We start from the raw sequence: 24,587 nt of genomic DNA, 5'->3' as shown, positions 1-24,587 counted from the left end.
CTGGGCGTTGCTCGGCGCGCCACCGAGGACCAGCGGCGCGCCGGGTGGAGCGGCGTTTCTGCCCTGGTGATACCGCAGTTGACGCTCCCTCAACCGCGTGCGGGGCGGTGGTGGGGAGGCAGTTTCACGAGCGCATCCGGACGACTACGGAGCGTGGCGGTCCGTTACCGGCAGGCAGGTGACACGGTTGGGTGGCCGGGCTCGGTACCATCGACACGCGCAGCAGAGTGCTGTCGCACACAGATGTCAGGAGAGACCGGTGACGGACGTCCGGGTAATCATCAACCGCGAACCCGATCGGGAAGAGCGCGTGGTGACCACGGGCACTACGGCCGCTGATCTCTTCGCCGACGACCGCTCGATCATCGCGGCCCGGGTCGCGGGCCAGCTGAAGGACCTCGCGTACGCCGTCCAGGACGGCGACGAGGTCGAGCCGGTCGCGATCGGCAGCAAGGACGGTCTGGACATCCTGCGGCACTCGACCGCGCATGTGATGGCGCAGGCCGTGCAGGAGGTCTTCCCCGAGGCCAAGCTGGGCATCGGCCCGCCGATCAAGGACGGCTTCTACTACGACTTCGACGTCGAGAAGCCGTTCCACCCCGAGGACCTCAAGGTCATCGAGAAGAAGATGCAGGAGATCATCAAGCGCGGGCAGAGGTTCTCCCGCCGGGTGGTCACCGACGAGGCCGCCCGCGAGGAGCTGGCCGGCGAGCCGTTCAAGCTGGAGCTGATCGGTCTCAAGGGCTCCGCCGCCACCGCCGGTGAGGGTGCCAGCGTCGAGGTCGGCGTCGGCGAACTGACCATCTACGACAACCTGGACGCCAAGACGGGCGAGCAGTGCTGGGGCGACCTCTGCCGTGGGCCGCACCTGCCCACCACCCGGAACATCCCGGCGTTCAAGCTGATGCGCTCGGCCGCCGCCTACTGGCGCGGCAGCGAGAAGAACCCGCAGCTGCAGCGGATCTACGGCACCGCCTGGCCGACCAAGGACGAGCTCAAGGCCCACCTCGACTTCCTTGAGGAGGCGGCCAAGCGCGACCACCGCAAGCTCGGCACCGAGCTCGACCTCTTCTCCATCCCGGAGGAGATCGGCTCCGGCCTCGCCGTCTTCCACCCCAAGGGTGGCATCATGCGCCGGGTCATGGAGGACTACTCGCGCAAGCGGCACGAGGAGGCGGGCTACGAGTTCGTCTACACCCCGCACGCCACCAAGGGCAGCCTCTTCGAGCTCTCCGGCCACCTGGACTGGTACGCCGACGGCATGTACCCGCCCATGCAGCTCGACGGTGAGACGGACTACTACCTCAAGCCGATGAACTGCCCGATGCACAACCTGATCTACCGCTCGCGCGGTCGGTCGTACCGCGAACTGCCGCTGCGGCTCTTCGAGTTCGGGACGGTCTACCGGTACGAGAAGTCGGGTGTGGTGCACGGCCTGACCCGCGCGCGCGGCTTCACCCAGGACGACGCGCACATCTACTGCACCCACGAGCAGATGCACGACGAGCTGGACTCGCTGCTCACCTTCGTGCTCAACCTGCTGCGCGACTACGGGCTGACCGACTTCTACCTGGAGCTGTCGACTCGCGACCCGGAGAAGTACATCGGCTCCGACGAGGACTGGGAGATCGCCACCGAGACCCTGCGGGCCGCCGCCGAGAAGCAGGGGCTTGAGCTGGTGCTCGACCCGGCCGGCGCCGCCTTCTACGGTCCGAAGATCTCGGTGCAGGCGCGCGACGCCATCGGCCGGACCTGGCAGATGTCGACCATCCAGGTCGACTTCCAGCTCCCGAACCGTTTCGACCTGGAGTTCCAGGGCGCGGACGGCAACCGCCAGCGTCCGGTCATGATCCACCGTGCGCTGTTCGGCTCGATCGAGCGCTTCTTCGCGGTGCTGCTGGAGCACTACGCGGGTGCGATGCCGCCGTGGCTCTCCCCGGTCACCGTGGTCGGTATTCCGATCACCGACGAGCACGTGCCGTACCTGCGCGAGGTCGCGGCCGAGCTGAAGAAGCACGGCATCCGGGTCGAGGTGGACTCGTCGGACGACCGCATGCAGAAGAAGATCCGCAACGCGCAGAAGCAGAAGATCCCGTTCATGCTGATCGCGGGCAACGACGACGTCGAGGCCGGTGCCGTCTCCTTCCGCTACCGCAACGGTGAGCAGAAGAACGGGGTGCCGGTCGCCGAGGCCGTGGCCGAGATCGTGGACGCCGTGGAGCGCCGCATCCAGGTGTGACGCACGGCAACGGTGCGGGGCAGGCTCTTCACGAGTCTGCCCCGCACTGCTCTGCGGGGTTGCTCGGGCGAATATGCTGATCAGCATGACGAGTGAGCCGGAACTGCAGCAGGGCGTCGGCGAGCCGGACGGTTTCCGGCGCCTGTGGACCCCCCATCGGATGGCGTACATCCAGGGCGAGAACAAGCCCACCGGACCGGCGCCCGACGACGGTTGCCCGTTCTGCTCCATCCCGTCGCTGAGCGACGAGGACGGGCTGATCATCGCCCGGGGTCGGGCCGTGTTCGCCGTGCTCAACCTCTACCCGTACAACGGTGGCCACTTGATGGTCGTCCCGTACCGGCACGTCGCCGACTACACCGATCTCGACGAGGCGGAGACGGCCGAACTCGCCGACTACACCAAGCGTGCGATGACCGCGCTGCGTGCCGCCTCGGGGGCGCACGGCTTCAACATCGGGATGAACCAGGGCACGGCGGCGGGTGCGGGCATCGCCGCCCATCTGCACCAGCATGTGGTCCCGCGCTGGGGCGGGGACACCAACTTCATGCCCGTCGTGGGTCACACCAAGGTGCTGCCGCAGCTGCTCGCGGACACCCGCAAGATGCTTGCCGAGGTCTGGCCGCAGGGCTGAACCCGGGGAGCGACGGGAAGCCGAAGGGCCCGTACCGGTGGTCTCCGGTACGGGCCCTTCGCGGCCCGGGATCAGCCCGCGTCGTAGACGTCGGCCTTGAACGGGCGGACGCCCTGCATCTCGGACTTGAGGATGCCGCCCCGGTTGGTGAAGCGGTCGACGTTGATGTCGTGCTCCTCCAGGAACTCGACGGTGGCGGCCAGGACCGCGTTGACCACCGGGGTGGCGCCGTAGATGACGTCGTCCGACTTGAAGCGGCTGGTCCACGTCCGGTCGGCCCAGGCCGCCCGGAGGGAGAACGGCTCCGGCAGGCCGACCTTGCCGCCCAGCCAGGTGAGCAGGGTGGGCAGTTTCATGAACGGTGCGCGGACGGCCTGACGGACCACCTCGTCGTTGTTGACGATGGGCAGTTGGACCGTCCGCTCCTCCCAGAACTTGCCCGTCTTGGCGACGGTGATCTCCTTGGGCTTGGGCTTGGCGCTGAAGAGCCCGTTGAGCGGGCCCAGGGCGTAGCCGGCCACCGAGACCCGCAGGGTGTTGCTGAGTACGGTGACGCCGACCACCATGGTGGCCACCAACTGGCCCTTGTGCAGCACGATCTGGGTGGCCAGGCGGTGCCGGGTGTCGGTGCCGAGGGCCTGCCGGTTGGCGATGGTCTGGATGGCGAAGTCGCGCATCCGGTAGCCGTCCATCTCGGCGCCGCCCGGGCGGCCGATCTCGTCTGCGCCCTCGGGGATGTCCACCACGACCCACTGCCGGATGGCCACGTGCTGCATACCGCCGTCGGCGATCTCGCTGCGGCCGAGGCCGCCCAGGCGGTCGGAGATGCGGCGGGTGAGGTCCCAGGGGTGGAAGGTACGGAAGTCGGTGTGGCCCTCGGCCGGGCGCAGGTCCTCGACGACCTCCCAGACGCCCCAGCGCATTCCGGCGCCGAGGATGCCCTTCGACCCGGCGTAGTGCTGGACGTTGGTGTCCTGCTCGGCCGTCAGGCGGTCCAGCTGGGCACGGAGCTCGCTGGCCTTCTTGTCCATGTCGTCACGGGGGACGGCCTTGGGTACCGTCGCCGCTATCGCGCTGCCCTCGACCAGGGCGCCCCAACGGGCCCGCAGGTCCTCGGTGCTGCGCAGGCAGATCCGCTTGGCGACGAACCAGCCGGCCACCGGTGCCAGCATCATCACCCGGAAATACACCGCCCACAGCCCGCTCACCGGCGGCCGCAGGGCGAACAGCAGAGCCACCGCGCCGACGACCAGCAGGGCCAGGGTGCCGTAGAAGCCCTCACGGGCCGGGTTCTGCTTCTTCAGCCAGGCGCGGCCCTGGAAGGCGGCCAGCCACAGCAGCGCTCCCGGCAGGAAGAGCAGCCCGCTGAGCAGGGTGACCAGGGTGAGCCTGCGGTCCCGGGCGTTGCGCAGCTCCTCGGCGGCGAGGCAGTGCTCGACCACCATGCGGGTGTCCGTGCCGAAGGAGGGGACCAGCGGGTTGCGCTTGGCGGCCAGTGTCCGGTCGATCACGGCCCGGCTGAAGGCTTCGCCGACACTTGGCTGGAAAAGAGCGAACCGACCCTTCTTGATCTTCAGGCCTTCGAGCTTCTCCAGGTCGTTGAAGTCGCTGTCGCGGTAGGCCGCCGAGGAGAGCAGTTGGGTGACTGCCGTCTGCGGTCCGACGTCCGTGCGGGGTATCTGTGCGCCCGGGGTCATGTCCAGCTTGGTCACGGCGGTGCCCCCTCCTCCCCTTGTCAGCCGCAGGGTACCGTGCCGCCGCCCTGCCGCGTGGATGATCGTCCGAACAGCCGTCACATCTGGCCAGGCGGTCGCGCTCCCCGCTATGGTGCCCACTTTCGGGCTGCTTTGATCCCATCAGTCTCGGCAGCGAGCCCGGTACGCGGCCCGGCGGCCGGATGAGGCAGGATCGAAGCATGGCTGAGGACACTGCCAAGGGCATCGCGAAGGACCCGGTACTGATCTTCGACGGGGACTGCGCCTTCTGTACGACCTGCAAGAACGCGGCCGAGCGCTACCTGCGCGCGAGCCTGGCCTCGGGCGGCTGGGAGGCGGAGCCGTTCCAGTTCGCCGATCTGGCGGCGCTGGACACGCGGGCCGGCGGCCGTGGTCTGGTGACCCGGGAGCGGGCCGAGCGGGAGGTCCTCTGGGTCACGCCCGGCGGACAGGTGTACGGCGGGGCGCAGGCCGCGGCTCGGCTGCTGATGCGCTCGGGGGGTGCCTGGGCCTACCTCGGTGGCCTGCTGGCGCTCCCGCCGGTCCGTCCGCTGGCGGCGGCGGTCTACCGGCTGATCGCCAAGAACCGCCACCGCATGCCCGGAGGGACCCCGGCCTGCGCGCTGCCGCAGCGCTAGACCTCGAACGGGTGGGTCAGTCGCACTCCCCAGGGGCTCGGGGAACTGCGCGAAACGGAAGGTGACCGCGTTCAGGTGAGCTCGGTGGGCCAGTTGCACCTCGTGACCTACCGGTGGGGCAGTGCACCTTGCCCTACGGAGGTCGGTGCGGCATCGGCGTCTTCCGTTTCGCGCAGTTCCCCGCGCCCCCCAAAAGCTCGCGCTTGCCCCGGAGGGTCTGAACGCTCGCGCTTGCCCCTGGAGGGTCAGGAGGCGTGTTCGTACTGGGCGGCGAGGTTGGCGGGCATTGGGGCGTGGCGGACGTAGGTGCGGGAGAAGTGGCCGGTGCCGTGTGAGAGGGAGCGCAACTCGACGGGGTAGTGGGCGAGTTCGAGTTCGGGGACTTCGGCGCGGACCAGGCTGAGGCCGGGGCCGCCGGGTTCGGTGCCGAGTACGTGGCCGCGCCGGGCGGAGAGGTCGCTGAGGACGGCGCCCTGATACTCGTCGGGGAGCAGGATCTGGATCTCGTCCACGGGTTCGAGCAGTCGGACGGTGGCGTGGGCGGCAGCCTCCCGCAGGGCGAGGGCTCCGGCGGTCTGGAACGCGGCGTCGGAGGAGTCGACGGAGTGCGCCTTGCCGTCGGTGAGGGTGACCCGCACGTCGACCATGGGGTATCCGGCCAGTACGCCGTGGGCGAGTTGGGCCCGGACCCCCTTTTCCACCGCGGGGATGAAGTTGCGCGGTACGGCGCCGCCGACGACCTTGTCGACGAACTCGAAGCCGCCGCCGGGCAGTGGTTCCACGGTGAGGTCGCAGATGGCGAACTGGCCGTGCCCGCCCGACTGTTTGACGTGCCGTCCGTGGCCGCTGGCCGCGGTGGCGAAGGTCTCGCGGAGCGCGACCTGGTACTCGACGGTGTCGAGGTTGACGCCGTAGCGGGTGCGCAGCCGGTCCAGGACGACGGCCTGGTGGGCCTCGCCGGTGCACCAGAGGACGAGTTGGTGGGTGTCGGGGTTCTGCTCGACGCGCAGTGCCGGGTCCTGGGCGGTCAGTCTGGCGAGGCTCTGGGCGAGCCGGTCCTCGTCGCCCTTGCTGTGGGCGGCGACGGCGATGGGGAGCAGCGGTTCGGGCAGCGGCCAGGGGTCGAGGACGCGCTGTTCGCCGGAGAGGGTGTCGCCGGTGCGGGCGGCGGCGAGTTTGGCGAGGCACACGAGGTCGCCGGGGAGGGCGTACGGGACGGGGCGTTGCTGTTTCCCGAAGGGGGAGCTGAGGGCGGTGACGCGCTCGTCGGGATGGCCGGCGAGGTGGAGGGTGGTGTCGGGGCGCAGGGTGCCGGAGAAGACTCTGGCCAGGCTGAGGCGCCCGACGTAGGGGTCCTCGCCGGTGTGCAGGATCTGGGCGGTGACGGGGGCCCCCGGGTCGCAGGGCGGGAGGTCGTCCTGGCGTTCCTCGGGGGTGGGCAGGATCTCGGTGATGAGGTCGAGCAGTTCGGTGGCGCCGACGGCGGGACCTGCCGGGTCGAGCGGGGGAGCGGTGGCGAGCACGGGGTGCAGTGTGCTCTGGAGGACTTCACGGCGAAGCGCTTCGGTGAGCGAGGCGGGGTCGAGGTCCTCTCCGGCGACGTAGCGTTCGAGCAGGGTGTCGTCCTCGCCGGCGATGGCCTCGACCAGTCGGCCGCGGGCTTCGTCGGCGCCGGGCACCTCGCCGCTCTCGCCGTAGCGGCGGCCGGTGAGCAGTTCGAGCGAACCGTGCGGGTGGCCGTCGCGCAGGATCGGCAGGTGGAGCGGGAGGACGGTGTCGGGGTGGCCGTCGCCGAAGGCGTCCTGGCAGGCGGCCAGGGTCTCGCCGAGGCTGACCCGGGCGGCGTTGAGGTGGGTGAGAACGATCACGGTGGGCAGCCCGGCGGCGCGGCACTCGCGCCAGAGGGAGAGGGCGGGCACACCGATCGGTTCGGCGGCGGAGAGGACGAAGACGGCTGCCTCCGCGGCGCGCAGTCCGGCCCGGAGATCGCCGGCGAAGTCGGCGTAGCCGGGGGTGTCCAGCAGGTTGATCTTGGTGTCGCGCCAGGAGAGCGGGAGCAGCGAGAGCTGGACGGAGCGCTGCTGCTGGTGCTCGATCTCCTCGTAGTCGCTGACGGTTGTGCCCTCCGGCACGGTGCCCGCCCTGGTGAGGGCGCCCGAGGCGAGAGCGAGGGATTCGGCCAGTGTGGTCTTGCCGGCGCCGCTGGGTCCGACCAGGGCGACGTTGCGCAGCTGGGCGGGTCTTTCGACGGTGGGCGCCGGTGCGTGCGGGGTTCCTCGGTCCGCCATGGCGTGCCTCCTGATACTCACTCGCGGGGGCGGCAGTTACGCCTCGTGTGCGTGGAAGTGCCCTGAGTGGTGGCCAGTTGGGCCGATTGCCGGCTCGCAGGCGTGGGGCGGCGGAGTGTGCGAGCGGCCTGGATACCATTGTCGAGCCGGGTGGGTCGATCCGCTCGGCCGCCCGGCGACTCACTGAGGCCGCGGGTGGACACCGGTGAGATCGGGGCGGTCCGGAAGGCCATGCTCAACAAGTACGCACGTGCCTTCTTCACACGTGTCCTGACGCCGTTCGCCGCGCTACTGCTGCGCTGGGGGGTGAGCCCGGACGCCGTGACGCTGATCGGTACGGCGGGTTCGGTCGCCGGTGCGCTGCTCTTCTTCCCCCGGGGAGAGTTCTTCTGGGGCACCATCACGATCACCCTCTTCATCTTCTCGGACCTGGTGGACGGAAACATGGCCCGCCAGGCCGGCAGTTCCAGCAAGTGGGGTGCCTTCCTGGACTCGACGCTGGACCGGGTCGCCGATGCGGCGATCTTCGGTGGCCTGGCGCTCTGGTACGCGGGCAAGGGCGACGACAACCTCCTCTGCGCGGTGGCGGTGTTCTGCCTGGCGAGCGGCCAGGTGGTCTCGTACACCAAGGCGAGGGCGGAGAGCCTGGGGCTGCCCTGCAATGTGTCGGGAGTGGTGGAGCGGGCCGAGCGCCTGGTGATCAGCCTGGTCGCGGCGGGCGTGGCGGGGCTGCACACCTTCGGGGTGCCCTATGTGGAGTGGCTGCTGCCGGTGGCGCTCTGGCTGGTCGCGGTGGGCAGTCTGATCACGGTGCTCCAGCGGATGCTGACCGTGCGCCGGGAGGCCATGGAGTCGATCGAGTCGCAGGGGCCCCGGTGAACGCGGAAACGGCGGCCGCGCCGAGCACCCCGAGCCTGAAGGACCGGGCGGCCGACGGTGCGTACGCGCTGGGCTGGGCGGCTCTGAAGTACCTGCCGGAGCCGGTGGCCCGCGGCCTGTTCAACCGGATCGCGGACACCGCCTGGCGGCGGCGCGGCAAGCGGGTCCGGCAGCTGGAGGCCAACCTGGCCCGGGTGCACCCGGACGCGGACGAGGCCCGGCTGCGCGAGCTGTCCCGGGCCGGGATGCGCTCCTATCTGCGGTACTGGATGGAGTCCTTCCGGCTGCCGACCTGGAGCCGCGACCGGATCGCCGAGACCATGCAGGTCAAGGGCATCGAGCAGGTGACCGGGGAGATCGACCGCGGACGCGGTGTGGTGATAGCGCTGCCGCACATGGGCAACTGGGATCTCGCGGGTGCCTGGATCGCCTCCACGGGGTACCCGTTCACCACGGTCGCCGAGCGGCTCAAGCCGGAGTCCCTCTTCGACCGCTTCGTGGCGTACCGCGAGGGCCTGGGCATGGAGGTGCTGCCGCTGACCGGAGGCCAGGTCTCGGTGGTCGGCACGCTGGCTCGGCGGCTTCGCGCGGGCAAGCTGGTCTGCCTGGTGGGCGACCGCGATCTGTCCGAGGCCGGACTGCCGGTGGACTTCTTCGGTGAGCAGACCCGGATGCCCGCAGGACCCGCCGCGCTCGCGCTGCGCACCGGCGCGGCGCTGCACCCGGCGACCCTCTGGTACGACGGCCCCTCGCTGCGGGTGGTGGTGCACCCAGAGGTGCCGGTGCCCGAGGAGGGCGACCACAACGCCAAGGCCGTCGCCATGACGCAGGCGATGGCCGACGTCTGGGCGGACGGCATCCGTGAGCACGCCGAGGACTGGCACATGCTGCAGAAGTTCTGGCTGTCCGACCTCGCTCGGCGCCACGATGCCTGAGGGGGCCGGGATGAAGATCGGAATCGTCTGCCCGTACGACTGGGACGTTCCCGGCGGGGTGCAGTTCCACATCCGCGACCTGGCCGAGCACCTGATCGGCCTGGGTCACGAGGTCTCGGTGCTCGCCCCGGCGGAGGACGAGTCGGCCCTGCCGCCGTACGTGGTCTCGGCCGGCCGGGCCGTCGCGGTGCCCTACAACGGCTCGGTGGCCCGGCTCAGCTTCGGCATCCTCTCCGCCGCCCGGGTGCGGCGCTGGCTGAACGAGGGCCGCTTCGACATCCTGCACGTCCACGAGCCGGCCTCGCCGAGCCTGTCGATGCTCGCCGCCTGGTCCGCCTCGGGCCCGATGGTGGGCACCTTCCACACCTCCAACCCGCGCTCGCGCGCCATGATCGCGGCCTCGCCGATCCTCCAGCCGGGGCTGGAGAAGATGAGCGCCCGGATCGCGGTCAGCGAGTACGCCCGCCGCACCCTGGTCGAGCACCTGGGCGGTGACGCCGTGGTGATCCCCAACGGTGTGGACGTGCGGTTCTTCGCCGACGCCGAGCCCGACCCGCGCTGGCAGGGCGGGGCGAGCGAGGGCGAGCCCGGCACGATCGGCTTCATCGGCCGGATCAACGAGCCGCGCAAGGGCCTGCCGACGCTGCTCGCTGCCCTGCCCAAGATTCTCGCCGGGCGTCCGGGCGTCCGGCTGCTGGTGGCGGGCAAGGGCGACGAGGAGGAGGCGGTCGCCGGCCTGCCGGCCGAGGCGCGGCGGCAGGTCGAGTTCCTCGGCATGGTCAGCGACCGGGAGAAGGCCCGACTGCTGCGCAGCGTGGACCTGTACGTGGCGCCGAACACCGGTGGCGAGAGCTTCGGCATCATCCTGGTCGAGGCGATGTCGGCCGGTGCCCCGGTGCTGGCCAGCGACCTGGACGCGTTCCGGCAGGTGCTGGACGGGGGAGACGCCGGCGAGCTCTTTCCGGTCGAGGACTCGGCGGCGCTGGCCGACACGGCGCTGCGTCTGCTGGCCGACCCGGGCCGGCTGGCGGAGCTGCGCAAGGCGGCGTCCCGGCATGTGCGGCGCTTCGACTGGGAGACCGTCGGAGCGGACATCCTCTCGGTGTACGAGACGGTCACCGACGGCATGCCGCCGGTTGCCGAGGACGAGCGGGGCACCTGGCGCGAACGCCTCCGGCTGGGCCGGGACTGAGGCCCACCCCCGATCGCCGGAGGGACTGATCCCCTTCCGCGATCGGGCGCGCGCCGCTGGGCGGTGCCCGGCTGGCCGGGTTCCGCCGCGCCCCTCGTGGCCGTCCGGCCGCGCGCAGTCCTAGGGTGGTGGTCCTGACGACCTGTCACCTGCCACCTGTCCTGGGGGGTTCCATGCCACAGATTTCCGTCGACTACTCGGACGGGGTGCTTCTCGACCCGGCCGAGTTCGTCCGCAACCTGCACTCGCGGGTCGCCAAGCTGATCGACTCGCCGGTGGACGACTGCAAGACCGTCTTCCGTCGGGCCGAGGAGTTCTTCGTCGGGCTCGGCGGCCCGAGGGCCGCCACGGTCTACCTGGAGATCAAGATCCTCTCCGGCCGCAGCCCGGAGGTGAAGAAGCGGCTGGCCGAGGAGGTCCTGACACTGCTGGAGCGTTCCGCCAGGCCCGGGCCGGGGGTGCGTGCGCATCTGGCCGTCAACGTGGTGGAGATGGACCGCGACTTCTACCGGAAGACGTCCCTGTAGCGTTCTGGTCCGTGACTACCTGGATCTGGGCCGCCGCCGCGGTCGTGCTGTTCGCCGTGTACCTGAGCTGGACGGCGGGCCGGCTCGACCGTCTGCACGCCCGGATCGACACGGCGCGGGCCTCGCTGGACGCGCAGCTCGTCCGGCGGGCCTCGGTCGCGCTGGAGCTGGCGACCTCCTCGCTGCTCGACCCCGCTGCCTCGATCCTGCTGTACGAGGCCTCGCACGCCGCCCGGCAGGCCGAGGACGAGCACCGGGAGGTGGCGGAGAGCGAGCTGAGCCTGGCCCTGCGCGCGGTCTTCGCCGAGCCGGAGCAGGTGGCGGCGCTGCTGGCGGCGCCGGGCGGCGAGGAGGCTGTGAGAGACCTCACGGCGGCGGTGCGCCGGGTGCCGATGGCACGGCGGTTCCACAACGACGCCGTCCGGGCGGCGCGCGCGGTGCGTGAGCACCGGCTGGTGCGCTATTTCCGGCTGGCCGGGCGGGCGCCGTTTCCGCTGGCCTTCGAGATGGACGACGAGCCCCCCGTGGCGCTCACGCCGCAGGGCGCTCCCGCGTGACGGCGTTACAGCCTGTTTGTCGTATCTCAGCATTCGGGCTGGACTAGGTGGCGCATGGGCAGGGGGCCGTTCGGGCCTACGATAGGGCGATAGCACTGGTACATCTTCGAGTGAGGTCTCACGTGTCCACCACCCCCATCACCGCAGACCAGCCGCAGATCGGCACCGCCCGCGTCAAGCGTGGCATGGCCGAGCAGCTCAAGGGCGGTGTGATCATGGATGTGGTCAACGCCGAGCAGGCGAAGATCGCCGAGGACGCCGGTGCGGTCGCCGTCATGGCCCTGGAGCGCGTGCCCGCCGACATCCGCAAGGACGGCGGCGTGGCCCGGATGTCCGACCCGAACATGATCGAGGAGATCATCGCGGCCGTCTCCATCCCGGTCATGGCCAAGTCCCGGATCGGTCACTTCGTCGAGGCCCAGGTCCTCCAGTCGCTCGGCGTCGACTACATCGACGAGTCCGAGGTGCTGACCCCGGCCGACGAGGTCAACCACTCCGACAAGTGGGCCTTCACCACCCCCTTCGTCTGTGGTGCCACCAACCTGGGCGAGGCCCTTCGCCGCATCGCCGAGGGCGCGGCCATGATCCGCTCCAAGGGTGAGGCCGGCACCGGCAACGTGGTCGAGGCCGTCCGCCACCTGCGCCAGATCAAGAACGAGATCGCCAAGCTGCGCGGCTTCGACAACAACGAGCTGTACGCCGCCGCCAAGGAGCTGCGCGCTCCGTACGAGCTGGTCAAGGAGGTCGCCGAGCTCGGCAAGCTGCCGGTCGTGCTGTTCTCCGCCGGTGGCGTGGCCACCCCGGCCGACGCCGCGCTGATGCGCCAGCTGGGCGCCGAGGGCGTCTTCGTCGGCTCCGGCATCTTCAAGTCGGGCGACCCGGCCAAGCGTGCCGCCGCGATCGTCAAGGCCACCACCTTCTTCGACGACCCGAAGATCATCGCGGACGCCTCCCGCAACCTGGGCGAGGCCATGGTCGGCATCAACTGCGACACCCTGCCGGAGACCGAGCGGTACGCCAACCGCGGCTGGTAGTCCCGTACGCGCTTTCGGGGCCTGTCTTCAGGCCCCAGGCCCGCCGCGCAGCAGTTGGGGCGCGGCGGGCCGCCGCGCGTATCCGCAGCACAGACTTCAGTGAAGACGAAGCAAGAGGTGGCAACCGTGTCCAGCAGCAACCCCGTCATCGGCGTCCTCGCGCTCCAGGGCGATGTCCGCGAGCACCTGGTGGCGCTGGCAGCCGCCGATGCGATCGCCCGCCCGGTGCGGCGCGCCGAGGAGCTTGCCGAGGTGGACGCGCTGGTGATCCCCGGCGGCGAGTCCACCACCATGTCCAAGCTGGCCCTGCTGTTCGGCGTCATGGACCCGCTGCGCGAGCGGGTGGCCGCCGGGATGCCGGTCTACGGCACCTGCGCGGGAATGATCATGCTCGCGGACAAGATCCTGGACGGCCGGGACGACCAGGAGACCGTCGGCGGCATCGACATGACCGTGCGCCGCAACGCCTTCGGGCGGCAGAACGAGTCCTTCGAGTCCGGGATCGACTTCGCGGGCCTGGCCGGTGAGCCGGTGCAGGGCGTGTTCATCCGCGCCCCCTGGGTCGAGGCGGTCGGTGCGGGCGTCGAGGTGCTGGCCGAGCTGCCGGCCGCCGACGGCCCCGAGAGCCGGATAGTCGCGGTCCGCCAGGGCAACCTGCTCGCCACCTCCTTCCACCCCGAGCTGACCGGTGACCACCGCGTGCACGAGTACTTCGTGCGCATGGTCGAGAGCGCCTGACGCCCGGCGCGCTCTGACCGAGTGCCAGGTGTCGGTTCGGACACCGGTAAGATCTCCTCTGTTCATTTCCATTTGGCGACGTAAAGGAGCTGGCGATGTCCGGCCACTCTAAGTGGGCTACCACCAAGCACAAGAAGGCCGTGATCGACGCCAAGCGCGGCAAGCTCTTCGCCAAGATGATCAAGAACATCGAGGTGGCGGCGCGCACCGGTGGCGGTGACCCGGCAGGTAACCCGACGCTCTACGACGCCATCCAGAAGGCGAAGAAGAGCTCGGTCCCGATCGACAACATCAACCGCGCCGTCAAGCGCGGTTCGGGCGCCGAGGCCGGCGGGGCCGACTACTCGACGATCATGTACGAGGGCTACGGCCCGAACGGTGTCGCGGTCCTCATCGAGTGCCTCACCGACAACCGCAACCGCGCCGCCTCCGACGTGCGCGTGGCGATGACCCGCAACGGCGGCTCGATGGCCGACCCGGGTTCGGTCTCGTACCTGTTCAACCGCAAGGGCGTCGTGATCGTCCCCAAGGCCGACGGCGTGGACGAGGACAAGCTCTTCGAGGTCGTCCTGGACCAGGACCCGGAGGAGATCAACGACCTCGGCGACAGCTTCGAGATCGTCTCCGAGGCGTCCAAGATGGTCGCCGTCCGCACCGCGCTGGTCGATGCGGGCATCGACTACGACTCGGCGGAGGCCAACTTCCTCCCCAGCATGCAGGTCGAGCTGGACGTCGACGGCGCCCGCAAGATCTTCAAGCTGATCGACGCGCTGGAGGACAGCGACGACGTCCAGAACGTCTTCGCCAACTTCGACATCAGCGACGAGGTGGGTGCGCAGCTCGACGCCGAGTGAGTCGGCTGCCTTTCCGGCCCGGTGGTCCCCTGGACTGCCGGGCCGGTGTCGTAGGTCCGCGTGTCGGAGGCGACCGGTAGCCTTCGCAGGTCGGACGAGAGGCGGGGTATTCCGTTGAAGGTGCTGGGTGTGGACCCTGGGCTGACCAGGTGCGGAGTCGGCGTGGTGGACGGTGCGCCGGGCCGCCCGCTGCGGATGCTCGGGGTCGGTGTGGTGCGCACCCCCGCCGAGGCGGAGATCGGGCAGCGGCTGCTGCTGATAGAGCAGGGCCTGGAGCAGTGGCTGGACGAGCACCGGCCCGAACTGGTCGCTGTCGAGCGGGTCTTCGCCCAGCACAACGTCCGTACCGTGATGGGCACCGCCCAGGCCAGCGCGGTCGCGATGCTCTGCGCCACCCGGCGCGGCATCCCCGTCACCCTGCACACCCCCAGCGAGGTCAAGGCCGCCGTCACCGGCTCTGGGCGGGCCGACAAGGCCCAGGTCACCACCATGGTCACCCGTCTGCTGCGGCTGGACGCCCCGCCCAAACCCGCCGACGCGGCCGACGCGCTGGCCCTGGCCATCTGCCACATCTGGCGCGGCGGCGCCCAGGACCGGATCGCCGCAGCGCTCGCCCGCAGCCCCCGTCCGGCTGCCCGTCAGGCCCCGGCCGCCCGGCCGGTCCCGACTGTCAGCCCGGCCCCGACCGTCAACCAGGAGAGCCGTCGATGATCGCCTTCGTCCAGGGCCCGGTCGCCGCCCTCGCCCACGGCACCGCCGTGGTCGAGGTCGGCGGCGTCGGGATGGCCGTCCAGTGCACCCCCGCCACCCTGGCCCGGCTGCGGCTCGGCGAGCACGCCAGACTCGCCACCTCACTGGTCGTCAGGGAGGACTCCCTCACCCTGTACGGCTTCGCGGACGACGACGAGCGGGCCACCTTCGAGATCCTGCAGGCCGCCCCCGGTGTCGGGCCGCGCCTGGCCCAGGCGATGCTCGGGGTGCACAGTCCCGACGCGCTGCGTCTCGCTGTCGCCGGGGGAGACGAGAAGGCGCTGATCGCGGTGCCCGGCATCGGCAAGGCCAAGGCCGCCAAGCTGCTGCTGGAGTACAAGGACAAGCTCGGCGCCCCGCACGGCAGCGTCCCCGCCCAGAAGCCGCTCGCCGCCGGGCCCGCGCCGTGGAGCGAGCAGCTGCACGCCGCTCTGGTCGGCCTCGGCTACGCCCCGCGCGAGGCGGACGACGCGGTCGTCGCCGTCACCCCCGAGGCCGAGGCGCAGGGAGCCACCGACATCGGCGCCCTGCTCAAGGCCGCTCTGCGCACCCTCAACCGCACTCGATAACCGCACTCGATGAAGCATCAGGAGCCCGCCGCGATGAGCCCGTACGACTCCGACCCCGCCGACCGCCTACCGGCTGATCGGGTGCTGGCGGCGGCCGCCGACGGTGAGGACCAGGCGGTCGAGGCGGCGCTGCGCCCCAAGCAGCTGGACGAGTTCATCGGTCAGGAGCGGGTCCGCGAGCAGCTCTCCCTGGTCCTCCAGGCCGCTCGCAAGCGCGGCGCCGCGCCCGACCACGTGCTGCTCAGCGGCCCGCCCGGGCTCGGCAAGACCACCCTGTCCATGATCATCGCAGCCGAGCTGAACGCCCCGATCCGGATCACCTCGGGCCCGGCCATCCAGCACGCGGGCGACCTGGCGGCCATCCTCTCCTCACTCACCGAGGGCGAGGTGCTCTTCCTCGACGAGATCCACCGGATGTCCCGGCCCGCCGAGGAGATGCTCTACATGGCGATGGAGGACTTCCGGGTCGACGTCATCGTCGGCAAGGGGCCCGGCGCCACCGCCATCCCACTGGAGCTGCCCCCCTTCACCCTGGTCGGCGCCACCACCCGGGCCGGTCTGCTGCCCCCGCCGCTGCGCGACCGCTTCGGCTTCACCGGCCATATGGAGTTCTACGCCCCGGCCGAGCTCCAGCGCGTGGTGCACCGCTCGGCCGCCCTGCTGGACGTGGAGATCGACCCGGCCGGTGCCGCCGAGATCGCCGGGCGCTCCCGGGGCACCCCCCGGATCGCCAACCGGCTGCTGCGCCGGGTCCGCGACTACGCCCAGGTCAAGCACGACGGCCAGGTCACCCAGGAGATCGCCGCCCAGGCCCTGCAGGTGTACGAGGTCGACGCGCGCGGGCTCGACCGCCTCGACCGCGCGGTGCTGGACGCGCTGCTGCGCCTGTTCGGCGGCGGCCCGGTCGGCCTGTCCACCCTGGCGGTCGCCGTGGGGGAGGAGGCCGAGACGGTCGAGGAGGTCGCCGAGCCCTTCCTGGTCCGCGAGGGCCTGCTGGCCAGGACACCGCGCGGCCGGATCGCCACCGCCGCCGCCTGGGCGCACCTCGGGCTCACCCCGCCGCAGACGCCGCCGCGCGGCGCGGTGCCGGCCCAGCCCGAACTGTTCAAAGGCGCGAGCGACGCGGGATGACGCGAGCGACGCAGGAGAAGACAGGCCGGTCGGAGGGTCGCCACTTTTGGCGGCAGGATGCGATGCTTGGCGTTGTCCGATCAGAGCGGGTCGCCTAGACTCCGCCGGACCGCCCCTCTCACCTGATGGGCCGACGACCACCACTGGCCGCCCAGGCGGGCGGCCCGTAAAGGACTCTGGCTGCTGTGTTTAACCTCCTTCTTCCCCTCGTCATGCTCGCCGTGCTGTTCATGCTGTTCCGCTCGAACAAGAAGCGGCAGGACCAGGCCTCGCAGATGCGCTCGGCGATGGAGCCCGGATCGGGAGTCCGCACCATCGGTGGTATGTACGCCCTGGTGAAGGCGGTCAACGAGGAGACCGTCGAGCTGGAGATCGCGCCCGGTGTGGTGACCCACTTCGCCAAGAGCGCCGTCGCCGCCGTCCTCGACCCGCAGGAGTACGACGCGATCATCAACGGTCGTCCCGGCGATGACGAGCCCGTCGACGAGTCCGCTGTCGAGGAGGAGGCCGCGGACTCGAAGCCGCTCAGCCTTGACAAGGACGTCCCCGAGGGCGTGTCGGACAAGGGCGGCGCCGACGGCGAGGCTCCTGCGAGCAAGTAACACGATCGGGCGACACCCCGGTCGAAGCGGCACCAGCCGCGAGCCCACAGAGGACCTCAGGGCCGCCGCGCCTCCCGTCCCTGTCCCGCCACAAGCCGGACCGGGCCGGTGGGCGGCGGCATGGACAGGGAGAAACGAGCAAGGTGGCAACACCAAAGTCGCGTCCGCGCGACGGTTACCCGGGACGGGCGCTGGCCCTGATCCTGGCGGTCACCGTCGGACTGGTCGCCCTCATGTTCTGGACGGGCCACAAGACGCCTCGTCTCGGGATCGACCTCGCCGGTGGCACCAGCATCACGCTGACCGCCAAGTCGGAGGACAAGGCCGCGATCAACAAGTCCAACATGGACGTCGCGGTCGGGATCATGGGGAAGCGTGTCAACGCTTTCGGTGTCTCCGAGGCGGAGGTGCAGACGCAGGGCAACGACACGATCATCGTCAACATCCCCAACGGCGGTGACCGGCAGGCCGCGATCGATCAGGTCGGTACCACGGCCAAGCTCTACTTCCGTCCGGTGCTGGCCCTCGCGCCGACGGGCGTGAAGGCTCCCACCCCGTCGGCCACCCCGAGCGCGACCGGCACCGGTTCGCCGTCCGCCGCGCCGTCCTCCTCCGCCGCTGCCGGCAGCGGCTCCGCCTCGCCGTCCGCGAGCGCCAGCAAGGCCGGCCGGGCCGTCAGCGACGCCCTGAAGGCCGACCCGACCGCTTCCGCCTCGGCCGCTGCCTCGTCCAGCGCGGGTGCCACGCCGCCCACCGCTCCGAGCGCGGCTCCGAGCGCCCCGTCCGCGGCCGACATGGCCAACGCGCTCACCCAGGGCACCGTCCCGCCCGAGCTGCAGCAGCAGTTCGCCGCGATGGACTGCTCGGCGCAGACCCAGCAGAAGGACTACCAGACCGACCCGGGCAAGAACTCGGTCGCCTGCAGCTACGACAAGGAGCAGGGCGTCTGGTACAAGTTCGCGCTCGGCCCGGTCGCCGTGAGCGGCGCGGACGTCTCCAAGGCCCAGGCGTACTTCGACACCCAGAACGGGTCCGGCTGGCAGGTCCAGCTGGGCTTCAACAACACCGGTTCCACGGCGTTCGCCTCCACCACCGGCAAGCTGGCCACCCAGGCCTCCCCGGCCAACCAGTTCGCCATCGTGCTGGACGGCAGGGTCGTCTCCCACCCGTACGTCAGCCAGTCGATCGCCGGCGGCAACGCGGTGATCTCCGGCAGCTTCACCCAGGACCAGGCCAAGGGCCTGGCCAACGTGCTGAGCTTCGGCGCCCTGCCGCTCACCTTCGAGAAGAGCGACGTCACCACCGTCTCCCCGCAGCTCGGCGGTGACCAGCTCCAGGCCGGTCTGGTCGCCGGTGCGATCGGCATGCTGCTGGTGGTCCTCTACTCGCTGGTCTACTACCGCGGTCTCGGTCTGATCTCCATCGCCGGTCTGGTCGTCTCCGCGGTGCTCACCTACGCGATCATGTCCCTGCTCGGCGCCGGTATCGGCTTCGCGCTGAACCTGCCCGCCGTCTGCGGCGCCATCGTCGCGATCGGTATCACCGCGGACTCGTTCATCGTGTACTTCGAGCGCATCCGCGACGAGGTCCGCGAGGGCGCCCCGCTGCGCCCGGCCGTCCAGCGCGCCTGGCCGCGGGCCCGCCGCACCATCCTGGTCTCGGACTTCGTGTCCTTCCTCTGTGCCGCCGTGCTGTACGTGGTGTCGGTCGGCAAGGTGCAGGGCTTCGCCTTCACCCTGGGTCTGACCACCCTGCTCGACATCGTGGTGATCTTCCTCTTCACCAAGCCGCTGATCACCCTGCTGGCCCGCCGGAAGTTCTTCTCCGAGGGCCACCCGTGGTCCGGTCTGGACCCGAAGCGTCTGGGCGCCCGCCCGCCGATCCGGGGCAGCCGTCGCCGCTCCGCCACTGCTGCCGCGAAGGAGGCCTGACGCCATGTCACGCTTCGGCAATCTCGGCCACCGTCTCTACCAGGGCGAGGTCAGCTTCGACTTCGTCGGCCGGCGCAAGCTCTGGTACAGCATCTCCGGCGTGATCGTGCTGCTCGCGGCGGTCGGTCTGGCGCTGGGTCTGCATCTGGGCATCGAGTTCAAGGGTGGTTCGGTCTACACCGTCACCAAGCCCGGGCTCACGGTTTCCCAGGCGCAGGACGTCGCCAACAAGATCACCCACGACTCGACCGCACTGGTGCAGTCGACCGGCAAGGGTGAGGTCAAGATCCAGGTCAGCTCCGAGGAGAAGGTCCCCGCGAGCGCCTTCATCGAGGGCCTCTCCAAGGACCTCAACGTCCCGACCCAGGACATCAACGCCCAGGTGATCGGCCCCAGTTGGGGACATGAGATCTCCCAGAAGGCCCTGCTGGGCCTGGTGATCTTCATGGTGCTGGTGACGGTCTACCTGGCCATCGCCTTCGAGTGGCGGATGGCCCTCGCCGCGCTGGTCGCCCTGATCCACGACCTCCTGATCACCATCGGCGTCTACGCCCTGGTCGGCTTCGAGGTCACCCCGGGCACCGTGATCGGCTTCCTGACCATCCTCGGGTACTCGCTCTACGACACGGTCGTCGTCTTCGACACCGTGAAGGAGAACACCAAGGGCATCACCAAGCAGAACAAGCAGACCTTCAGCGAGGCGGCCAACCACGGCCTCAACCAGACCCTGGTGCGGTCCATCAACACCACCGTGGTCGCCCTGCTGCCGGTCGCCGCACTGCTGTTCATCGGTGGCGGCCTGCTCGGTGCCGGCACCCTGAACGACATCTCGCTCGCCCTGTTCATCGGTCTCGCGGCCGGTGCCTACTCCTCCATCTGCGTGGCCACCCCGCTGTACGCGCAGCTCAAGGAGCAGACCCCGGAGATGCGGGCGCTGGCCAAGAAGGTCCTCACCCGCCGCGAGGCCGACGCCAAGGCGGCCGCCGAGGCCCCCGAGGATGCCGCAGCGCAGGCCGTGGAGGACGAAGTGACAGCGGGTATGGTCGGACAGCGCAACCAGCCGACCGGGCGGTCCCGTTCCAAGGGCCGCCCGTCCGGCAAGCACTGATCCCACGCCGTAGAGGAACCCCCGTGACCGTCGCCGACCTTGCCCTTGCCGAGCTGCTGAACAGCAGGATCCGGGACGTTCCCGACTACCCGAAGCCCGGTGTGCTGTTCAAGGACATCGCACCGCTGCTCGCCGACGCGGTGGCCTTCGCGGCACTCACCGACGCACTGGCGGGCCGGGCCAAGGCACTCGGCGCGACCAAGGTGGTCGGTCTGGAGGCGCGGGGGTTCGTGCTGGCAGCCCCGGCCGCCTATGCGGCCGGGCTCGGCTTCGTGCCGATCCGCAAGAAGGGCAAGCTGCCCGGCGAGGTGTACGGCCAGTCGTACGAGCTGGAGTACGGCTCCGCGACGCTGGAGGTCCAGTGCGACGCCTTCGTCCCGGGGGAGAAGGTGCTGGTGGTCGACGACGTCCTGGCCACCGGCGGCACCCTCGGCGCCTCGCTGGACCTGGTCCGGCGCACCGGCGCCGAGCTGGCCGGCGTGGTCGTGCTGATGGAACTGGGCTTCCTGCCCGGCCGTGAGCGGCTCACCGAGCACCTCGGCGGCGCCCCGCTGGAGGCGCTCGTCCTGGTCTGAGAACACCTCGCAGGGGCGGTGATCACTTTCCGTGGTCGCCGCCCCTGCGAGTTTTCCCGGGGTCGAGGGGCTGACCGGTCACCGGCCCAGCAGGACGTCCGGGGTGGCGGGAAGGTCGCGGACTCGGATGCCGGTGGCGTGGTGGACGGCGTTGGTGATGGCGGCGGCGGTGCCGACGATGCCGAGCTCGCCGATGCCCTTGGAGCCCATCGGGTTCAGGTGCGGGTCCTCCTCCTCGATCCAGTACGCCTGAACGTCCGTCACATCCGCATGGACGGCCACCTGGTACGAGGCGAGGTCCCGCTCCGCGTGGTCGCCGAACTCCGGGTCCAGGGTGCTGTGTTCGGACAGTGCCATGGACTGGCCCATGATCATCCCGCCGAGCAGCTGGGCGCGTGCGGTCCGCGGGTTGAGGATGCGCCCGGCGGCGAACACCCCGAGCAGCCGGCGGACCCTGGTCTCGCCGGTGTCCATGTCCACCTGCACCTCGGCGAACTGGGCCCCGAAGGCATGCCGGGCGAAGGACCGGCTCGCCGCGAGGTCCTCCGCGCCCGTGGCCGCCCGGGCCGCCAGCCCACCGGCGGGAACCTCGCCGTGCCGGGCCAGGTCCTCGCGCAGCGCGGTCGCCGCCCGGTGGACGGGCCACCCCCACGAGGCGGTGCCGCTGGAGCCGCCGGCCAGTGAGGCAGGCGGGAGATCGCTGCGCCCGATCTCCACCCCCACCCGGTCGGTGGCGACACCCAGCACGTGCGCGGCGATCTGCGCCAGCACCGTCCTGGCGCCGGTCCCGATGTCGGTGGCGTTGATCAGCACCGTGAAGGAGCCGTCGGCCTCGGCTCGGACCTCCGCACTGGACGGCGCGACGTACACGGGGTAGGTGGAGGCGGCGACCCCGGAGCCGATCAGCAGGCGGCCCCGACTGCGACGGCGCGGCTCGGGGTCCCGTGGGTACCAGCCGAAGCGCCGCGCCCCCTCGCGCAGGCAGTCGGTGAGATGGCGGCTGCTGAACGGCCGGCCGCTGTCGGGTTCGAGCTCGGGCTCGTTGCGCAGGCGCAGCTCGATCGGGTCCAGGCCGCAGGCCTGCGCCAGCTCGTCCATCGCCGACTCCAGGGCGAACATGCCGGGGCACTCGCCGGGCGCCCGCATCCACGACGGGGCGGGGACGTCCTGGCGGACCACGCGATGGGTGGTGCGGCTGTGCGGCGACGCGTACATCACCCGGGCGGGTACGGCGGCCTGCTCGACGAACTCGCTCAGCGTGGAGCTGCGGGTGAGCACCTCGTGGGCCACTCCGTGCAGCCGCCCGTCCGAGCGGGCGGCCAGCCTGACCCGCTGGACGGTCGGCGCCCGGTGGCCGACGACGGCACAGAGCTGCGCGCGGGGAAGGGCCAGCTTGACCGGCCGCCGTACGGTCCTGGCGGCCATCGCGGCGAGGACGGCCTGCGGGCGGGCGGTGCCCTTGGAGCCGAAGCCGCCGCCGACGTGTTCGCTGATCACCAGGATCTGGCTGTGCGGCAGCGCGAACAGGGTGGCCAGTGTCTGCTGGACGCTGTTGCCGCCCTGGCAGGAGTCGTACACCGTGAGCCGGTCGCCGTCCCATACGGCGGTGGCGGCATGGGGTTCCATCGGATGGTTGTGGAGCGGTCCGATCCGGTAGACGGCGTCGGTGCGGACTTCGGCGCTCTCGAAGGCGGTGTCGAAGTCGCCGCGCTCCCGGTCGGCCGGGTACCCGGCGTTCGCCAGCTCGGGTGCGTAGATTCCGGGGTGATCGTCCGTCAGGACGACGTCATGGCGCTCGGACCGGTAGCTGATACGGAGTTCGGCGGCGGCCGTCCTGGCGGCCTCCAACGTCTCGGCGACCACCAGGGCAACGTACTGGCCCCGGTAGGCGACCTGTGGCGACTGCAGCAGGGCGAGGGTGGGATCCTCGGCTTCGGCGAGGGGTGGTGCGTTCAGGTGGGTGAGGACGGCGAGGACCGCCGGATGGGCCAGTGCCTGTCGGTCGTCGATCGCGGTGATCTCGCCGCGCGCCACGGTGGCCGGCACCGGCCAGGCGAAGACGCTTCCGGGTGGCGTGTGGTCGTTGGCGTAGCGGGCCCGGCCGGTCACCTTGTCGCGGCCTTCGAGCCGGGCCAGCGGTGCGCCGAGAGCGGCCTTCGGGTCGGTCATCGGGTCTCCCGTCGCGGTGCCTGCTCGCCGGTGGCCAGGTCGGTCAGCAGGCGGGTGGCCAGATTGCGGGCCAGCGGGACCTTGAAGCCGTTTCCGGGAAGCGGCTCGGCGGCGGTGAGCTCCAGGTCGAGTGCGCGGCCGAAGGCCGCCTCGGTCGCCGGGCCGCCCAGCAGGGCCTGCTCTGCCGTCGTGGCCCGCCAGGGTTTGGCGGCCAGCGCGCCGAGGGCCAGTGCGACGTGGGTGACCCGGCCGTCCTCGACCGCCAGGACGGCGGCGGCCGAGGCGAGGGCGAAGGCGAACGAGGCGCGGTCGCGGACTTTCCGGTACCCCGACCTGGTGTCCGGCGCGGGCGCGGGCAGCCCGACGGAGAGGATCAACTCGCCGGGCAGCAGGCGGTGTTCGTGGTCGGGATGGTTGCCGGGCAGCCGGTGCAGCCGGTTGATGGACAGGGTGCGCGGCCCGGTTGCCGAGAGGGTGTCGACGGTGGCGTCCAGCGCGGCGAGGGCGACCGCCAGATCGGAGGGGTGAGTGGCGACGCAGTGCCCGGAAGCGCCGAGGACGGCCAGGTCCCGGTGGACGCCCGTCCGGGCGGGGCACCCGGTGCCGGGCAGCCGCTTGTTGCAGGGCTTGGTGACGTCCTGGAAGTAGAGGCAGCGGGTCCGTTGCAGCAGGTTCCCGCCGACGGTCGCGGCGTTGCGCAGCTGTCCCGAGGCGCCGGACAGCAGGGCCTGCGACAGCACGGGGTGGTGGGCGCGGACGTACGGGTGGGCGGCGAGGTCGCTGTTGCGTACGCCCGCCCCGATGCACAGGCCGCCGTCGGTCAGCGGCTCGACGGTGGTGAACGGCAGCGCGCCCAGGTCCACCAGCAGATCGGGGGTCTCCACCCCGAGTTTCATCAGGTCGACCAGGTTGGTACCGCCGGCCAGGTAGCGGGCGCCGGGCGACTGGGCGAGCAGGGCCACGGCCGAGGCGGCGTCGGTGGGGCGGTGGTAGGCGAACTCCTTCACGAGGCGGCCTCCATGACGGCGCGTACGATGCCGGGGTAGGCGCCGCACCGGCACAGGTTGCCGCTCATCCGCTCCCGGATCTCCGGTCCGTCGAGGGGCACCGGAGGGTCCTCGGCCGGATCGGTGACCGCGCTCGGCCGGCCCGCCCGCGCCTCCGCCAGCGCACCGACTGCCGAGCAGATCTGGCCGGGTGTGCAGAATCCGCACTGGTAGGCGTCGTGGTCCAGGAAAGCCTGCTGGACGGGGTGCAGCGTGTCGCCCTCGGCCAGTCCCTCGACGGTGGTGACCGAGCGACCGTGCTGGGCGACCGCCAGCAGGAGGCAGCTGTTCATCCGCCGGCCGTCCACCAGTACGGTGCAGGCGCCGCACTGTCCGTGGTCGCAGCCCTTCTTGGCGCCGGTCAGCCCGAGTCGCTCGCGCAGCACGTCCAGCAGGGTGGAGCGGTTGTCCAGCAGCAGCGCATGATCCTCCCCGTTGACCCGCAGCGCGACCTCGGTCGAGAACGTGTACTCCAT

General features: G+C 71.0%; 23 protein-coding genes. 18 read left to right on the top strand and 5 right to left on the bottom strand.

Features of this window, described 5'->3' with window-relative positions; all coding sequences use genetic code 11:
* The first annotated feature begins 259 nt into the window (after positions 1 to 259).
* Both thrS and P3T39_RS19510 read left to right on the top strand, forming a co-directional pair.
* Positions 260 to 2,239: a threonine--tRNA ligase gene (gene thrS, locus P3T39_RS19515; RefSeq protein ID WP_280699452.1), complete on the top strand. Its 1,980-nt coding sequence runs from the start codon at positions 260 to 262 to the stop codon at positions 2,237 to 2,239.
* A gap of 73 nt (positions 2,240 to 2,312) precedes the next feature.
* Positions 2,313 to 2,873 carry an HIT domain-containing protein gene (locus P3T39_RS19510; RefSeq protein WP_280699449.1) on the top strand — a complete coding sequence of 187 codons (561 nt, stop codon included), beginning with the start codon at positions 2,313 to 2,315 and terminating at the stop codon, positions 2,871 to 2,873.
* A gap of 71 nt (positions 2,874 to 2,944) precedes the next feature.
* Here the strand turns inward: P3T39_RS19510 and P3T39_RS19505 are convergent, their stop codons facing one another.
* On the bottom strand, positions 2,945 to 4,585 hold the full coding sequence (locus tag P3T39_RS19505; protein WP_280699448.1) for a hypothetical protein: 1,641 nt from the start codon (positions 4,583 to 4,585) through the stop codon (positions 2,945 to 2,947).
* 203 nt (positions 4,586 to 4,788) lie between these two features.
* Here P3T39_RS19505 and P3T39_RS19500 point away from each other — a divergent pair, with 203 nt between their 5' ends.
* Positions 4,789 to 5,226, top strand: a complete 438-nt coding sequence (locus P3T39_RS19500) for a DUF393 domain-containing protein (RefSeq protein ID WP_280699446.1) — start codon at positions 4,789 to 4,791, stop codon at positions 5,224 to 5,226.
* 245 nt (positions 5,227 to 5,471) lie between these two features.
* Here P3T39_RS19500 and P3T39_RS19495 read toward each other — a convergent pair whose 3' ends face one another.
* The gene (locus P3T39_RS19495) at positions 5,472 to 7,514 is read right to left on the bottom strand and encodes an elongation factor G-like protein EF-G2 (RefSeq protein WP_280699444.1); all 2,043 of its coding nucleotides are present in this window, start codon (positions 7,512 to 7,514) and stop codon (positions 5,472 to 5,474) included.
* 231 nt (positions 7,515 to 7,745) lie between these two features.
* Here P3T39_RS19495 and pgsA point away from each other — a divergent pair, with 231 nt between their 5' ends.
* The 15 genes from pgsA (at position 7,746) to P3T39_RS19420 (ending at position 20,896) form a co-directional block, all read left to right on the top strand.
* Positions 7,746 to 8,393, top strand: coding sequence for a phosphatidylinositol phosphate synthase (pgsA, locus tag P3T39_RS19490; RefSeq protein ID WP_280699692.1), 648 nt, complete (start codon positions 7,746 to 7,748; stop codon positions 8,391 to 8,393).
* Between the two features lie 35 nt (positions 8,394 to 8,428).
* Positions 8,429 to 9,328 (top strand): phosphatidylinositol mannoside acyltransferase, encoded by a 900-nt coding sequence (locus tag P3T39_RS19485; RefSeq protein WP_280699690.1) that lies wholly within the window; start codon positions 8,429 to 8,431, stop codon positions 9,326 to 9,328.
* 10 nt (positions 9,329 to 9,338) lie between these two features.
* On the top strand, positions 9,339 to 10,520 hold the full coding sequence (locus tag P3T39_RS19480) for a glycosyltransferase family 4 protein (protein WP_280699442.1): 1,182 nt from the start codon (positions 9,339 to 9,341) through the stop codon (positions 10,518 to 10,520).
* A gap of 173 nt (positions 10,521 to 10,693) precedes the next feature.
* Complete coding sequence (locus P3T39_RS19475; RefSeq protein WP_280699439.1) at positions 10,694 to 11,047, top strand: isomerase; 354 nt, start codon at positions 10,694 to 10,696, stop codon at positions 11,045 to 11,047.
* An 11-nt stretch (positions 11,048 to 11,058) separates the two neighbouring features.
* Positions 11,059 to 11,604, top strand: coding sequence for a hypothetical protein (locus tag P3T39_RS19470; RefSeq protein WP_280699437.1), 546 nt, complete (start codon positions 11,059 to 11,061; stop codon positions 11,602 to 11,604).
* 122 nt (positions 11,605 to 11,726) lie between these two features.
* Positions 11,727 to 12,638, top strand: a complete 912-nt coding sequence (pdxS, locus tag P3T39_RS19465) for a pyridoxal 5'-phosphate synthase lyase subunit PdxS (protein ID WP_280699435.1) — start codon at positions 11,727 to 11,729, stop codon at positions 12,636 to 12,638.
* 126 nt (positions 12,639 to 12,764) lie between these two features.
* Positions 12,765 to 13,376: a pyridoxal 5'-phosphate synthase glutaminase subunit PdxT gene (gene pdxT / locus P3T39_RS19460; RefSeq protein ID WP_280699432.1), complete on the top strand. Its 612-nt coding sequence runs from the start codon at positions 12,765 to 12,767 to the stop codon at positions 13,374 to 13,376.
* A gap of 95 nt (positions 13,377 to 13,471) precedes the next feature.
* Entirely contained in the window at positions 13,472 to 14,230 is a 759-nt protein-coding gene (locus P3T39_RS19455) for a YebC/PmpR family DNA-binding transcriptional regulator (RefSeq protein ID WP_280699430.1), read from the top strand.
* A gap of 114 nt (positions 14,231 to 14,344) precedes the next feature.
* Entirely contained in the window at positions 14,345 to 14,941 is a 597-nt protein-coding gene (ruvC, locus tag P3T39_RS19450; RefSeq protein ID WP_280699429.1) for a crossover junction endodeoxyribonuclease RuvC, read from the top strand.
* On the top strand, positions 14,938 to 15,549 hold the full coding sequence (ruvA, locus tag P3T39_RS19445; protein WP_280699427.1) for a Holliday junction branch migration protein RuvA: 612 nt from the start codon (positions 14,938 to 14,940) through the stop codon (positions 15,547 to 15,549). Before ruvC ends, ruvA begins: the two co-directional genes overlap by 4 nt.
* Positions 15,550 to 15,582: 33 nt before the next feature.
* A complete protein-coding gene (ruvB, locus tag P3T39_RS19440; RefSeq protein ID WP_280699688.1) occupies positions 15,583 to 16,680 on the top strand; it encodes a Holliday junction branch migration DNA helicase RuvB in 1,098 nt (365 codons plus the stop codon).
* A 185-nt stretch (positions 16,681 to 16,865) separates the two neighbouring features.
* Positions 16,866 to 17,282: a preprotein translocase subunit YajC gene (gene yajC / locus P3T39_RS19435; protein WP_280699425.1), complete on the top strand. Its 417-nt coding sequence runs from the start codon at positions 16,866 to 16,868 to the stop codon at positions 17,280 to 17,282.
* 233 nt (positions 17,283 to 17,515) lie between these two features.
* Positions 17,516 to 19,213 carry a protein translocase subunit SecD gene (gene secD / locus P3T39_RS19430; protein WP_280699687.1) on the top strand — a complete coding sequence of 566 codons (1,698 nt, stop codon included), beginning with the start codon at positions 17,516 to 17,518 and terminating at the stop codon, positions 19,211 to 19,213.
* Positions 19,214 to 19,217: 4 nt separating this feature from the next.
* The gene (gene secF / locus P3T39_RS19425; protein WP_280699423.1) at positions 19,218 to 20,321 is read left to right on the top strand and encodes a protein translocase subunit SecF; all 1,104 of its coding nucleotides are present in this window, start codon (positions 19,218 to 19,220) and stop codon (positions 20,319 to 20,321) included.
* A 23-nt stretch (positions 20,322 to 20,344) separates the two neighbouring features.
* On the top strand, positions 20,345 to 20,896 hold the full coding sequence (locus tag P3T39_RS19420) for an adenine phosphoribosyltransferase (protein ID WP_280699421.1): 552 nt from the start codon (positions 20,345 to 20,347) through the stop codon (positions 20,894 to 20,896).
* Positions 20,897 to 20,974: 78 nt separating this feature from the next.
* Here the strand turns inward: P3T39_RS19420 and P3T39_RS19415 are convergent, their stop codons facing one another.
* The 3 genes from P3T39_RS19415 to P3T39_RS19405 are packed head-to-tail and all read right to left on the bottom strand — an operon-like array spanning position 20,975 to position 24,587.
* A complete protein-coding gene (locus P3T39_RS19415; RefSeq protein ID WP_280699419.1) occupies positions 20,975 to 23,065 on the bottom strand; it encodes a xanthine dehydrogenase family protein molybdopterin-binding subunit in 2,091 nt (696 codons plus the stop codon).
* The gene (locus P3T39_RS19410) at positions 23,062 to 24,072 is read right to left on the bottom strand and encodes an FAD binding domain-containing protein (protein WP_280699417.1); all 1,011 of its coding nucleotides are present in this window, start codon (positions 24,070 to 24,072) and stop codon (positions 23,062 to 23,064) included. Before P3T39_RS19410 ends, P3T39_RS19415 begins: the two co-directional genes overlap by 4 nt.
* Positions 24,069 to 24,587: a 2Fe-2S iron-sulfur cluster-binding protein gene (locus P3T39_RS19405; RefSeq protein WP_280699414.1), complete on the bottom strand. Its 519-nt coding sequence runs from the start codon at positions 24,585 to 24,587 to the stop codon at positions 24,069 to 24,071. Before P3T39_RS19405 ends, P3T39_RS19410 begins: the two co-directional genes overlap by 4 nt.

Source organism: Kitasatospora sp. GP82 (assembly GCF_029892105.1).
Taxonomy (GTDB): Bacteria; Actinomycetota; Actinomycetes; order Streptomycetales; family Streptomycetaceae; genus Kitasatospora.
This window is presented reverse-complemented; position numbering and strand designations above follow the sequence as displayed.